Here is a 12681-nt window from a genome sequence, read left to right as displayed (position 1 = left end):
GCAAGGCTCGGACGCGTTCTCGTTTCAGACACCAAGGAGGCTGCCGCCTAGATGGTCTACGAGAGCTTCGGCCAGATGACGTATCTCGCCAGTGACATCGGTTTCAACATCGACAATCTGCGAGACGGCTTCTGGCAGTTGACCATCGACGGATTGTCGTGGGGCGCCATCTATGCGCTGGTGGCCGTCGGCTACACCCTGGTGTTCGGTGTGCTGCGGCTGATCAACTTCGCGCACTCCGAGATCTTCATGTTCGGCATGTTCGGCGCCTACTTCTGCCTGGACATGATTCTGGGTTTCACGCCCAGCGGTAACGCCTACAGCAAGGGCGTGTTGCTGACGGTGCTCTACCTGGGCATCGCCATGTTGTTCGCGATGCTGGTATCCGGTTCGGCGGCAATGGGTTTGGAGTTCATCGCCTATCGACCGCTGCGGCGGCGTAACGCACGACCGCTGACGTTCCTGATCACCGCCATCGGCATGTCGTTCGTGCTGCAGGAATTCGTGCATTTCGTGCTGCCGAAGATCATCAAGGGCTACGGCGGCAGCAATGCGCAGCAGCCGATCATCCTGGTGCAGCCGAAAACTCAGTTCCACATCTTCGGTGCCACGGTCTCCAACGTCACGCTGGTGATCGTCGCGGCGGCGCTGGTCCTGGCGGCGTTGACCGACATCGCGATCAACCGGACCAAGTTCGGCCGCGGGATTCGCGCGGTGGCTCAGGACCCGACTACAGCGACGCTGATGGGGGTATCCCGGGAACGCATCATCCTGACGACATTCCTGATCGGTGGTCTGCTGGCCGGTGCGGCCGCGCTGCTGTACACCGTCAAGGTGCCGCAGGGCATCATCTACTCGGGCGGATTCCTGTTGGGTATCAAGGCGTTCTCGGCGGCCGTGCTCGGCGGCATCGGCAACCTACGCGGGGCGCTGCTGGGTGGCCTGGTGCTGGGCATCATGGAGAACTACGGCCAGGCGGTGTTCGGCACCCAATGGCGTGACGTCGTCGCGTTCGTGTTGCTGGTTCTGGTGCTGCTGATCAGGCCCACCGGGATACTCGGGGAAAGCCTCGGAAAGGCACGGGCATGAGCGAGCAGACGCCAGGAAAGTGGTCGGGCCGGCTACTGGCTCCCGGCGACGGTCTGCGCGGCTGGTGGGCGGGCCTGTGCCGAGTGCAAAAGTGGGGCTTCGGAGTACTGGGTTTCGCATTGCTGGCGCTCTCGCCGCTGTTTCCGCCCCCGTTCTTCGACACGCCGGGAATCAGCTTCGGCGGCACCATGGCTCAGTTCGCGATGGTCGCGATCATCGCGATCGGCCTCAACGTCGTCGTCGGCCAGGCCGGTCTGCTGGACTTGGGCTACGTCGGCTTCTATGCCGTCGGCGCCTACACCGTGGCCCTGCTCACCAGTCCCGACAGCCCGTGGAATCAGCTCAGCGACGGCGGCGCGTTCAGCGAGAACTGGGCCTGGCTGTCGTGCGTGCCGCTTGCCATGGCGTTCACCGCGCTGGCCGGCCTGATCCTCGGCATCCCGACGTTGCGACTGCGCGGTGACTACCTGGCCATCGTCACACTGGGATTCGGCGAGATCATCCGGTTGCTCGCCGACAACCTGTCCGGCGTCACCAACGGTTCCCGCGGCCTCAACGGGGTGGCCTATCCGCGAGTCGGACAGACCGACAAGCTGCCCGAGGGGGTCTTCTCCAGCGGTAACTCGACGGGCCACGCGAACTACGGGACGTGGTGGTTCTGGCTCGGCTTGATCCTGATCGTGGCGATCCTGCTGTTGGTCGGCAATCTCGAGCGCAGCCGGGTGGGCCGGGCGTGGGTGGCCATCCGCGAGGACGAGGACGCCGCGGAAGTGATGGGCGTCAACACATTCCGGTTCAAGCTGTGGGCGTTCGTGATCGGCGCCGCGATCGGCGGACTGTCCGGGGCGCTGTACGCCGGGCAGGTCCAATACGTCGCGCCGCCGACGTTCAACATCATCAACTCGATGCTGTTCCTGTGCGCGGTCGTCCTCGGCGGGCAGGGCAACAAGCTCGGCGTCATCTTCGGGGCGTTCGTGATCGTCTACCTGCCGAACCGGCTGCTCGGTGTGCACTTCCTGGGCATCAACCTCGGCGACCTGAAGTACCTGTTCTTCGGCCTGGCACTGGTGGTGCTGATGATCTTCCGGCCGCAGGGTCTGTTCCCGGTGCGCCAGCAACTGCTCACCTACGGCAATAGAGCCCGAAAACTGTTGAGCAGAGCCGATGACAGCAAGGCGGCGGCATGACCGAGCCCGAGATCGACGAAGAACTGGCCGCCTACCACCGTGACACCGTGGTCGCCGAGGGCGAAACCCTGCTGGAGACGAAGGATCTCACCGTGAAGTTCGGCGGTTTGACCGCTCTGGATTCGGTGAGTTTCGCGATCAAGCGCGGTGAAATCCTCGGGCTGATCGGTCCGAACGGAGCAGGCAAGACCACCTGCTTCAACGCGATCACCGGTGTGTACCGGCCGAGTTCGGGCTCGGTGACCTTCGACGGGGCGCCGCTGGGCCGGATCAAACGTCACCAGATCACCCGGCGGGGAATCGCCAGAACCTTCCAGAACATCCGGCTGTGGGGCGAGATGACCGCGCTGGAGAACGTCGTGGTGGGCACCGATGCGCGACACAAGACGTCGGTGCCCGGCGCCCTGGTGCGGACACCCCGGCATCGCCGCGAAGAGAGCTCCGCCATCGAAAAGGCCGCCGCGCTCCTACAATTCGTCGGTATCGCGCACCGTGGCGAAGAGAAGGCCAAGAACCTGCCGTACGGGGACCAGCGTCGACTGGAGATCGCGCGGGCGTTGGCCACCGAGCCGAAGCTGCTGTGTCTGGACGAGCCCGCGGCGGGCTTCAATCCCAGCGAGAAGGCTGCACTGATCGACCTGATCCAAGCCATCCGCGACGACGGCTACACCGTGCTGCTCATCGAGCACGACATGCGACTGGTCATGGGCGTCACCGACCGGATCGTCGTCCTGGAGTTCGGCCGCAAGATCGCCGACGGGTTGCCCGCCGAGATCCGCGACGACCCGGCCGTGATCGCCGCTTACCTGGGGGTGCCCGATGACCAGCTCTGAGAACGCGCCGCTGCTCGAGGTCCGCGACGCCGTGGTGCATTACGGGAGAATCGAAGCGCTGCACGGGGTTTCGCTGGAGGTGCGACAGGGGGAGCTGGTGACGCTGCTCGGCTCCAACGGTGCCGGGAAGACCACGATGATGCGGGCCATCTCCGGGCTGCGGCCGCTGTCGCGGGGATCCGTGTGGTTCGAGGGCCGCGACATCAGCCGGGTCAAGGCCCACCAGCGCGCGATCGACGGGCTGATCCAGGCGCCCGAGGGCCGCGGCGTGTTCCCCGGGATGAGCGTGACCGAGAACCTCGAAATGGGTTGCTACGGGCGCAAGTTCGACAGCAAGGCCGAGCGCCGTGAGCGGCTGGACTGGGTGTTCGAGACCTTCCCGCGGCTCGCCGAGCGGCGGACCCAGGTCGGCGGCACCCTGTCCGGCGGGGAGCAGCAGATGCTGGCGATCGGCCGAGCGCTGATGGCGCGCCCGCGTGTGCTGCTGCTCGACGAGCCGTCGATGGGGCTGGCGCCCATGATCATCTCGCAGATCTTCAAGATCATCTCCGAGATCAACGCGCAGGGCACCACCGTGCTGCTGGTGGAGCAGAACGCCCAGCAGGCGCTTACCCGGTCCGACCGCGCTTACATCCTGGAGACCGGGACCATCACACGCAGCGGTCCGGCCCGAGAGTTGTTGGCCGACGACAGTATTCGCGCCGCCTACCTCGGGGTGGCCTAAGCCGCACGGGTCAGTACACGCGCCCCCTGCTCGGTGATGGCGATGGTGTGCTCGGAGTGTGCGGTGTTGGAGCCGTCGGCGGCCCGCAGGGTCCAGCCGTCGGGGTCGACGGTGAGCCGGTTGGTTCCGCGTCCCCACCACGGCTCCAGCGCCAGCGTCAGGCCGGGTTTGAGCACCATCCCGCGGCCGCGCTTGCCACGGTTGGGCACGTGTGGGTCCTCGTGCATGGTGCGGCCCAGCCCGTGCCCGCCGAAGTCGGTGTTGACGGCGTAGCCCGCGGCAGCGGCCACCTCGCCGATGGCCGCCGAGATGTCGCCGAGCCGGCCGCCGGGCACCGCGGCCGCGATACCGGCGTCCAGTGCGCGGCGGGTGGAGTCGACCAGTGCGGTGTCCGCGGCGTCGGCGTTGTCGCCGACGATCACCGTGACCGCGGAGTCGGCCACCCAGCCGTCGATCGACACGGCGAAGTCCAGCTTGAGCAGATCACCGTCGCGCAGCACGTAGTCCCAGGGAAGCCCGTGCAGCACAGCATCATTGACCGACAGGCAGATGACGTTGCGGAACGGGCCGCGGCCGAAGGACGGAGAGTAGTCCCAATAGCAGGACACCGCACCGCGCTCGTCGATCAGCGCCCTGGCGCGGTGTTCGAGCTGCATCAGGTTAACGCCCGGTTCGGCCTCGGCGGCCAGGGTCGCCAGGGTGCGCGCCACAAAGTCACCCGTGACGGCCATCTTGTCGATTTCCTTGGCGGTCTTGAGTTCGATCATCGGAGTGCGTTTCCCTTCGTCGGTATTTTTATACCGTATACTCGACCGCATGGTGCGCGTACCGCTGAGCCCCGAGCAGATCCGAGCCGGACAGCGCCTCGGCGCGTTGATCAGGACGGCACGGGCCGGCCGCGCACCCGAGATGATCGCCAAAGACGCGGGTATCTCCCCGGAGACGTTGCGCAAGATCGAGGTGGGCCGGTTGCCCAGCCCCAGCTTCGGCACCGTCGTAAGCCTGTGCGACGCACTCGGTTTGCCGCTGCAGGACGCCGTCGAGGTGTGGCGGGGTGGCGGCACGCAAACTAGTCGACGCGAAACCGCTTGACCCGCGACGTCGCGCCCGCCGTCAACGTCACCGCGCTGCGCGGTACTCCCAAGTGCTCGGCGAGCAACCGGGCCGCGGCCTCGGTGGCCTTGCCCTCGGTGGCGGGCTCCCGTACGAAGAGCGTCAGCGACCCGTCATCGGCGGTCTCGACCCGCGGCCCCTTGCGGCTGCCGGGTTTGACGGTGACGACGACGGTCTCGGCCACCTAGCGAGCGACGACCACCGAGGAACCGTGGCCGAACAGGCCCTGGTTGGCGGTCACGCCGACCTTGGCGCCCTCGACCTGACGGCCGGTGGCCTGGCCCTTGAGCTGCCAGGTGAGTTCGCAGACCTGGGCGATCGCCTGCGCGGGGATGGCCTCGCCGAAGCTGGCCAGACCACCGGAGGCGTTGACTGGGACCCGGCCGCCGATCGTGGTGGCGCCGCTACGCAGCAGTTGCTCGGCCTCACCCTTGGCGCACAGACCCAGATGCTCGTACCAGTCGAGCTCGAGCGCGGTGGACAGGTCGTAGACCTCCGCCAGCGACAGGTCCTCGGGACCGATGCCCGCTTCGGCATAGGCGGCGTCGAGAATCTGATCCTTGAAGACCCGGTCCGGACCGGGCACCACCGCAGTGGAATCCGTTGCGATATCCGGCAATTCGGGCAGGTGCTGCGGGTACTGCGGGCTCTGCAGGCTCACCGCGCGCACCGAGGGCACACCCTGGGTCGAGCCCAGATGCTTCTCGGTGAACGCCTTGCTGGCCACGATCACCGCGGCCGCGCCGTCCGACGTCGCGCAAATGTCAAGCAGCCGAAGGGGATCGGAGACCACCGGACTGGCCAGCACATCGTCGACGCTGGCTTCCTTGCGGTAGCGGGCGTACGGGTTGTTCAGCCCGTGCTTGGCGTTCTTGACCTTCACCTGGGCGAAGTCCTCGAGCGTCGCGCCGTAGAGATCCATCCGGCGCCGCGCCAGCAGCGCGAAGTACACCGTGTTGGTGGCGCCGATCAGATGGAACCGCTGCCAGTCGGGATCGTTGCGACGCTCGCCACCGACCGGGGCGAAAAAGCCCTTCGGGGTGGTATCCGCGCCGATGACCAGCGCCACGTCGCAGAAGCCGGCCAGGATCTGCGCTCGTGCACTCTGCAGGGCCTGCGAACCGCTGGCGCAGGCGGCGTAGCTCGAGGTGACCGGGATGCCGTTCCAGCCGAGCTTCTGCGCGAACGTCGCACCGGCGACGAAACCGGGGTAGCCGTTGCGAATCGTGTCGGCACCGGCGACGAGCTGGATCTGGCGCCAGTCCAGGCCGGCCTCGGCCAGTGCGGCGCGGGCGGCCACCACGCCGTACTCGGTGAAGTCGCGGCCCCACTTACCCCACGGGTGCATGCCCGCGCCGAGGATGTAAACCGGTTCCGCGCTCATTTCGCGATCTCCCATGCGTAGGTGACGCGCTCGGTGCCGTCGTCGTCGGTGTACAGCGGCATCGTGGTCAGCTGCACTTCCATACCGACCTTCAAGTCGGCGGCCAGTGTGCCCTCGACCACCTTGCCCAGCACGATCAGACCCTCGTCGGCGAGCTCGACAGCGGCGACCGCGAACGGTTCGAACGGGTCCGGCGACGGATACGGCGGGGGAGGCGCGTACCGGTTCTCGGTGTAGCTCCACACCGTGCCGCGGCGCGACAGCGCGACGGCCTCGAGTACATCGCTGTCACACGCCGGGTTGGGGCAGTTGTTGGTCCGCGGCGGAAACACGTAGGTTCCGCATTGCGGGCACTTGCCGCCGATCAGATGCGGCACACCGGCGTCGTCGTGGTCCCACCAACCGTCGATCGCCGGTAGTTGCGCGGGGGCGTCTGGAGAAGCTGGCACGGGGTCATCGTATGCGATGCACGCTGTGGAACTGAAACGTGTTCCAGTTCCGATATTGGGATCGGTAGCCGATGCTGCGGGGTGAACTCGTGGCATGGGACTTTTCAAGAAACTCAGTGATCCGGCCCTGCTGGGCGGCCCGTCGAACAAGTCAGTAGCCGACGATGACCCGATCTGGGAGCCGATCAACGGCATCTCGCTGGGCAACTACGCCGAACTCGCCCTCGCCGCGCAGAAACGCGGTGTCACCGACGAGGCAGGCATGATCGCCCTCGGCCAGGAACGTGGCTGGGATCCGGCCGACACCAAGGCCGCACTCGACGGGTGGGTGCAGCGAATGGGCCAGTCGATGGCCGTGGGACAGCGATTCCGCAAGCTCCTCGGGTACTGAGTGTCGGGGGCGGTGCATAGAGTGATGGCGTGACGGCGAGCGCTACCGACCAGAAACCGACCCTGCTGCTGCTGGATGGCAATTCGCTCGCTTTTCGGGCGTTCTATGCACTGCCCGCCGAGAACTTCAAAACCAAGAACGGGCTGACCACCAACGCGGTCTACGGCTTCACCGCCATGCTGATCAACCTGCTGCGCGACGAGGCGCCCACTCACGTCGCCGCCGCATTCGACGTGTCCCGGCAGACCTTCCGCAAGGAGAAGTACCCGGAGTACAAAGAGGGTCGCTCGGCGACGCCCGATGAGTTCCGCGGCCAGATCGAGATCACCAAGGAAGTGCTCAACGCACTGGGGATCACCGTCCTGGCCGAGCCCGGCTTCGAGGCCGACGACATCATCGCCACGCTCGCCACCCAGGCCGAGCAGGAGGACTACCGGGTCCTGGTGGTCACGGGCGACCGTGATGCGCTGCAACTGGTGAGCCCGGACGTCACCGTGCTCTACCCCCGCAAGGGCGTCAGCGACCTCACTCGGTTCACCCCTGAGGCCGTCGTCGAGAAGTACGGCCTGACGCCGACGCAGTACCCCGACTTCGCGGCGCTGCGCGGCGACCCGAGCGACAACCTGCCGGGCATCCCGGGAGTGGGCGAGAAGACCGCCTCGAAATGGATCATCGAATACGGCTCGCTGCAGGGCCTGGTCGACAACGTCGACTCGGTGCGCGGCAAAGTCGGAGATGCGTTGCGCGAGAACCTGTCCAGCGTCATCCTCAACCGGGAACTCACCGACCTGGTCAAGGAAGTCCCGCTGGCTCAGACGCCCGACACACTGCGTTTACAGCCGTGGGACCGCGACCAGATCCACCGTCTGTTCGACGACCTCGAGTTCCGGGTCCTGCGGGATCGCTTGTTCGACACGCTGGCCGCCGTTGAACCCGAGGTTGACGAGGGGTTCGATGTCCGGGGCGGTCAGCTCGAACCCGGCGCGGTGGCAGCGTGGCTGGACGAGCACGCCAAGACCGGCGCCCGGTCCGGTGTCGCGGTCGTCGGCACCCACCGGGTGTACGACGGTGATGCCACCGCACTGGCGATCGCCACCGCCGACGGTGACGGCGCCTACATCGACACCGCCGTCCTCACGCCCGACGACGAGGCTGCGCTGGGCGCCTGGCTGGCCGACGAGAGCGCGCCGAAGGCGTTGCACGAAGCCAAGATTGCGATGCACGACCTGGCGGGTCGGGGCTGGCAGCTGGCCGGTGTCACGTCCGACACCGCGCTGGCGGCGTATCTGGTGCGGCCCGGACAGCGCAGCTTCGCCCTCGACGACCTGTCGCTGCGTTATCTGCGTCGCGAGCTGCGCGCCGATAACCCTGAACAACAACAACTTTCGCTCCTCGACGACAGCGAGGGAGTGGACGAGCAGGCGGTGCAGACCGTCATCCTGCGGGCCCGGGCGGTCGCCGACCTGGCCGACGCGCTGGACGCGGAGCTGGACCGCATCGATTCGTCGTCGCTGCTGGGCCAGATGGAGCTGCCGGTGCAGGCGGTCCTGGCCAAGCTCGAAAACGCAGGCATCGCCGTCGATCTGGAGAAGCTGAACACCCTCGAGCGGGAATTCGCCGAGCAGATCCGCCAGGCTGCCGACGCCGCATACGAGGTGATCGGCAAGCAGATCAACCTGGGGTCGCCCAAACAGCTGCAGGTGGTGCTGTTCGACGAGCTCGGCATGCCGAAAACCAAACGCACCAAGACCGGCTACACCACCGATGCCGATGCGCTGCAGACATTGTTCGACAAGACCGGTCACCCCTTCCTCGAGCACCTGCTGACGCACCGCGACGCCACCCGGCTCAAGGTGACCGTCGACGGGCTGCTCAAGTCCGTGGCCGCCGACGGTCGCATCCACACCACGTTCAACCAGACCATCGCCGCGACCGGGCGGCTGTCGTCGACCGAGCCGAACCTGCAGAACATCCCGATCCGCACTGACGCCGGCCGGCAGATCCGCGACGCGTTCATCGTGGGCGAGGGCTACGCCGAGCTGATGACCGCCGACTACAGCCAGATCGAGATGCGGATCATGGCGCACCTGTCCAAGGATGAAGGGCTCATCGAGGCGTTCCGGACGGGGGAGGACCTGCACTCGTTCGTGGCGTCGCGCGCGTTCGACGTCCCGATCGACGAGGTCAACGCGGAGTTGCGCCGGCGCGTCAAGGCGATGTCGTACGGCCTGGCCTACGGGCTGAGCGCCTATGGCCTGTCGGCCCAGCTGAAGATCTCGACCGAAGAAGCCAAAGTCCAGATGGAGCAGTACTTCAACCGGTTCGGCGGGATCCGGGATTACCTGCGCGACATCGTCGACCAGGCCCGCAAGGACGGCTACACCTCGACGGTGTTCGGCCGACGGCGCTACCTGCCGGAGCTGGACAGCAGCAACCGGCAGGTGCGGGAGGCTGCCGAGCGGGCCGCGCTCAACGCCCCGATCCAGGGCAGCGCCGCCGACCTGATCAAGGTGGCGATGATCAACGTCGACTCGGCGATCAAGGAGAACGGCCTGTCGTCGCGCATGCTTCTGCAGGTGCACGACGAGCTGCTGTTCGAGGTCGCGCCCGGCGAGCGGGACGCTCTCGACAAGCTGGTGCGCGACAAGATGGGCAGCGCCTATCCGCTCGATGTTCCGCTCGAGGTGTCCGTCGGATACGGCCGCAGCTGGGACGCCGCCGCGCACTAGTCGCCGGTGAAATTGAGGCGCCGAGCAAATTCGTTAGGCGAAATACCGGTGCAATGACGCCGGAGACGGTACCGTCGGTCGGACCGCATCACATGCGCGAAAACCGGGGGGATTTCGATGTCGAAAGTTACGTGGGAGGCGCGCGTCGGCGCGTTTGCCTTCATGGTCGGGCTGTCATGGGCGGGACTGCAGGCGGCTGGTGTTGCCAGCGCAGATGACGGAGCCAGCTCGAATTCGCCGTCGGCATCGACAGGGCACGCCAACCCAGGCGCTGGCGTTGCTCGGCATTCCGCACACTCCGCGCGCACATCGGGAGCCGTCGCGAAGCCGTCGACAAGCAGTGCCCGTCCGACGCGTTTGCTCGGGTCCCCGCTGGCAGATACCAAGCGGCCCGCACCGACCACACCGGCTGCGGTGACGCCGAAGTCCGATCCAGTCATCAGCGCCCCGCTGGCCGCACGGCCTGCGGCGTCGGCGTCAGCGAACCCAGTACAGAACTTCGTCGACCACCTGCCGTTGCAGATTCGCCGCACCTTCTTCAACAACGCACCGACCGTGCAGCCAGTCCAGGTCACCGGTCAGCATGACGGGGTGATCAGCGGAACCATCGGCGCGGTCGACCCCGAAGGGGACGTGATCAAGTACAAGGTCGTGGCTTCCGGCGCCGGCGCGCCTTTGCACGGCACCGTTTCGGTGGCCTCCGACGGCACATTCACCTACACGCCAGGGGCGGATTTCACCGGAACCGACCAGTTCGCCGTGCGCGCAACGGATGTTGGAACGCACATCAACCTGCTGAACCTCTTCCGCGCGTCCAGCACGACCGCCTCGGTCACGGTGAGCCAGTACGCAATCGGGACGCCGACGTTGAAGTTCGCGTTCACGTTCGACTCCGCGTCGGAGTCGTGGTGGTCTCCCGCTTCGCGCGCTGCATTGCAGGCGGCAGGCGATTACCTGTCGTCGCGCATCGTGCCGTCGGCCTCACTCCCGGTGACCGTGAGCTATCTGATCACCGTGCAGAGCACACCCGGCTCCAGCCTGCTCGGTACCGGCAGCAGCTCGCTTGCCATCGTCGGTAGTGGAAAGTTTGAAGACACTGTGGTGCAACACAAGATCCTCACCGGGATCGATCAGAACGGCACGCAGGCCGATGGCAGCATCGTGTTCAACTCCGCGCACACGTGGTCCTTCGACAGCACCCCGGGCTTCCTCGAAACCGATTTCGAAACAGTCGCCTTGCACGAACTCGTGCACACGCTGGGCTTCTTGTCGACGATCGGAAGCGCATCGTCGTCGACCTACCGAACGACAATGGACTCCTACGCCGTCAACAGCACCGGTGCCCATTTGTTCGGCAGCAATGGTGCCTGGCTCGGCGGGACCGGCGGCGGGGTCTACTTTGGCGGCCCCACCGCGGTGGCCGCCAACGGCGGATTGGTGGCACTCGACGCCACTGGCGCGCATCTGAACGGTTCGACGTTCGCGGGGTCGTTGATGAGCCCGAGCATCGGCACCGGCGTTCGCCGCATCAAGTTGAGTGCGGTCGAGATCGGCATGCTCGAGGACCTCGGCTACACCGTCACCGCCTAGCCCTACACCGGCGGTCGGTAGCCGTTGAGCCAGTGCAGCGCCGCCCCGGCCTCGGCTCGGGCGGCGACCACACCGTCGACCTCGATCTGCTGCAAAGCGAACACCCGGGCGTCGCCGAAACCGCGGTCGATGCGATCCCGCACGAACGCCAGCTCGACGACCTGGATGGCGAACTTCTTGACCCCGCGCCGGGCGGCCCGCCCACCGAACCGGTTGGCGGCGGCCACCACCTCTTTGCGGGTGCGGATCGTCCCGAGCCAGCCGGCCTCGGCAGGGGTGATCAAACCCGCCGCCACCATGCCCGGCAGCTTCTCGGCCACCACGCGCTGTTCACGCCGCCGGCTGCGCACCGCCAGCGTGACCGCGAGCGCGAAGATCGGCATCATCCACACCACATACAGTCCGAAGTAGGCGCCCGGACCGGCCAGCGCAGAGCCGTTCCACAGTCCGTGCATCACCACCGCGGCGAGGTACCCGAGCACCACGCAACCGACCTTCGCGAACGAATTGCGTTGCTGCAGGGCGAAATGCACGCCGATCGCGGTGAACGTCGTGAACAACGGGTGGGCGAACGGTCCCATCACCAGACGCATCCCCGCGGTCAGCAGCGAGTCGCCCAGCGATCCACCGTCGGCGATGTAGAAGATGTTCTCCAGCCACGCAAAGCCGATCGCCGTCATCCCGGCGTACACCAGGCAATCGGTCAGCGAGTTCAGTTCGGCACGGCGCACGCCCGTCATCATCAGCAGCAGGAACAGGCCCTTGGCCGCCTCCTCGATCAGCGGGGCGCCGACCGCAATGGTGAACGGACTCGACTCTGAGCCGCCGGTGCTCACCGCGGCGTCGAACACCATCTCCAGGCCCACCGACACCACGACCGCCACCGAGGCGCCCCACACGAAGGCGAACACCAGCAGCCGGGGCGGCTCGGGCTCCCAGCGGTCCAGCCAGAGGTAGGACAGCACCACCAACGTCGTCGCCACGGTGGCCAGGACGAAGCCGATGATCGTCCCGACCGGGTTGACCGCGGTCAACAGGGTCAAGATCAACCCGGCGACGGTGCCGAGAACGATGATCACCGCCAGCGGGGCGCCGACCTTGCGGACCGGCCGGGGCAGCGGCGGCGGATAGGGGTAGGACACCTGAGCAGGGTATTCGAAACGGCGCCCGCACAGCGGGCTCACAGACCCGG

13 protein-coding genes are annotated in these 12681 nt (G+C 66.7%); 8 read left to right on the top strand and 5 right to left on the bottom strand.

Features of this window, described 5'->3' with window-relative positions:
- Positions 1-51: 51 nt before the first annotated feature.
- The 4 genes from K0O64_RS17520 to K0O64_RS17505 are packed head-to-tail and all read left to right on the top strand — an operon-like array spanning position 52 to position 3833.
- Entirely contained in the window at positions 52-1089 is a 1038-nt protein-coding gene (locus K0O64_RS17520) for a branched-chain amino acid ABC transporter permease (RefSeq protein WP_071943763.1), read from the top strand.
- Positions 1086-2276: a branched-chain amino acid ABC transporter permease gene (locus K0O64_RS17515; protein WP_220045613.1), complete on the top strand. Its 1191-nt coding sequence runs from the start codon at positions 1086-1088 to the stop codon at positions 2274-2276. Before K0O64_RS17520 ends, K0O64_RS17515 begins: the two co-directional genes overlap by 4 nt.
- The gene (locus K0O64_RS17510; RefSeq protein ID WP_071943768.1) at positions 2273-3109 is read left to right on the top strand and encodes an ABC transporter ATP-binding protein; all 837 of its coding nucleotides are present in this window, start codon (positions 2273-2275) and stop codon (positions 3107-3109) included. The genes K0O64_RS17515 and K0O64_RS17510 overlap by 4 nt, the downstream gene beginning before the upstream one ends.
- A complete protein-coding gene (locus tag K0O64_RS17505) occupies positions 3096-3833 on the top strand; it encodes an ABC transporter ATP-binding protein (protein WP_071943771.1) in 738 nt (245 codons plus the stop codon). Before K0O64_RS17510 ends, K0O64_RS17505 begins: the two co-directional genes overlap by 14 nt.
- Here K0O64_RS17505 and map read toward each other — a convergent pair.
- On the bottom strand, positions 3830-4600 hold the full coding sequence (map, locus tag K0O64_RS17500; RefSeq protein ID WP_071943774.1) for a type I methionyl aminopeptidase: 771 nt from the start codon (positions 4598-4600) through the stop codon (positions 3830-3832). The genes K0O64_RS17505 and map overlap by 4 nt on opposite strands.
- Positions 4601-4649: 49 nt before the next feature.
- On the opposite strand from map, the gene K0O64_RS17495 reads away from it, so the two are divergent.
- Positions 4650-4925 carry a helix-turn-helix domain-containing protein gene (locus K0O64_RS17495; RefSeq protein WP_071943776.1) on the top strand — a complete coding sequence of 92 codons (276 nt, stop codon included), beginning with the start codon at positions 4650-4652 and terminating at the stop codon, positions 4923-4925.
- Here K0O64_RS17495 and K0O64_RS17490 read toward each other — a convergent pair.
- Genes K0O64_RS17490 through K0O64_RS17480 form a run of 3 tightly spaced genes read right to left on the bottom strand, consistent with a single transcriptional unit; the run spans position 4903 to position 6779 of the window.
- Positions 4903-5130 (bottom strand): DUF167 domain-containing protein, encoded by a 228-nt coding sequence (locus K0O64_RS17490; RefSeq protein ID WP_071943778.1) that lies wholly within the window; start codon positions 5128-5130, stop codon positions 4903-4905. The genes K0O64_RS17495 and K0O64_RS17490 overlap by 23 nt on opposite strands.
- A complete protein-coding gene (locus tag K0O64_RS17485; RefSeq protein ID WP_071943781.1) occupies positions 5131-6330 on the bottom strand; it encodes a lipid-transfer protein in 1200 nt (399 codons plus the stop codon).
- Positions 6327-6779, bottom strand: a complete 453-nt coding sequence (locus K0O64_RS17480) for a Zn-ribbon domain-containing OB-fold protein (RefSeq protein ID WP_071943784.1) — start codon at positions 6777-6779, stop codon at positions 6327-6329. The genes K0O64_RS17485 and K0O64_RS17480 overlap by 4 nt, the downstream gene beginning before the upstream one ends.
- 94 nt (positions 6780-6873) lie before the next feature.
- Between K0O64_RS17480 and K0O64_RS17475 the strand changes: the two genes are divergently transcribed.
- From K0O64_RS17475 to K0O64_RS17465, 3 genes are all read left to right on the top strand, one after another.
- On the top strand, positions 6874-7170 hold the full coding sequence (locus K0O64_RS17475) for a hypothetical protein (protein ID WP_071943787.1): 297 nt from the start codon (positions 6874-6876) through the stop codon (positions 7168-7170).
- 29 nt (positions 7171-7199) lie between these two features.
- Positions 7200-9899, top strand: coding sequence for a DNA polymerase I (gene polA, locus K0O64_RS17470; protein ID WP_220045612.1), 2700 nt, complete (start codon positions 7200-7202; stop codon positions 9897-9899).
- 414 nt (positions 9900-10313) lie between these two features.
- On the top strand, positions 10314-11489 hold the full coding sequence (locus K0O64_RS17465) for an Ig-like domain-containing protein (protein WP_071943793.1): 1176 nt from the start codon (positions 10314-10316) through the stop codon (positions 11487-11489).
- A gap of 2 nt (positions 11490-11491) precedes the next feature.
- On the opposite strand, the gene K0O64_RS17460 is transcribed toward K0O64_RS17465, so the two are convergent.
- Positions 11492-12631, bottom strand: coding sequence for a PrsW family intramembrane metalloprotease (locus tag K0O64_RS17460; protein ID WP_096311660.1), 1140 nt, complete (start codon positions 12629-12631; stop codon positions 11492-11494).
- Between the last annotated feature and the right edge of the window lie 50 nt (positions 12632-12681).

Origin of the sequence: Mycolicibacterium pallens, assembly GCF_019456675.1 — a bacterium.
In the GTDB taxonomy this organism is placed as follows: Bacteria; Actinomycetota; Actinomycetes; order Mycobacteriales; family Mycobacteriaceae; genus Mycobacterium; species Mycobacterium crocinum.
The sequence above is the reverse complement of the archived record's forward strand: the minus strand, read 5'-3'. Positions and strand labels throughout refer to the sequence as shown.

Bases quoted from the DNA above. Each gene is read 5' to 3' on its own strand.
- K0O64_RS17520 (WP_071943763.1), top strand. From the start codon at position 52: ATGGTCTACGAGAGCTTCGGCCAGATGACGTATCTCGCCAGTGACATC.
- K0O64_RS17515 (WP_220045613.1), top strand. From the start codon at position 1,086: ATGAGCGAGCAGACGCCAGGAAAGTGGTCGGGCCGGCTACTGGCTCCC.
- K0O64_RS17510 (WP_071943768.1), top strand. From the start codon at position 2,273: ATGACCGAGCCCGAGATCGACGAAGAACTGGCCGCCTACCACCGTGAC.
- K0O64_RS17505 (WP_071943771.1), top strand. From the start codon at position 3,096: ATGACCAGCTCTGAGAACGCGCCGCTGCTCGAGGTCCGCGACGCCGTG.
- map (WP_071943774.1), bottom strand. From the start codon at position 4,600: ATGATCGAACTCAAGACCGCCAAGGAAATCGACAAGATGGCCGTCACG.
- K0O64_RS17495 (WP_071943776.1), top strand. From the start codon at position 4,650: ATGGTGCGCGTACCGCTGAGCCCCGAGCAGATCCGAGCCGGACAGCGC.
- K0O64_RS17485 (WP_071943781.1), bottom strand. From the start codon at position 6,330: ATGAGCGCGGAACCGGTTTACATCCTCGGCGCGGGCATGCACCCGTGG.
- K0O64_RS17475 (WP_071943787.1), top strand. From the start codon at position 6,874: ATGGGACTTTTCAAGAAACTCAGTGATCCGGCCCTGCTGGGCGGCCCG.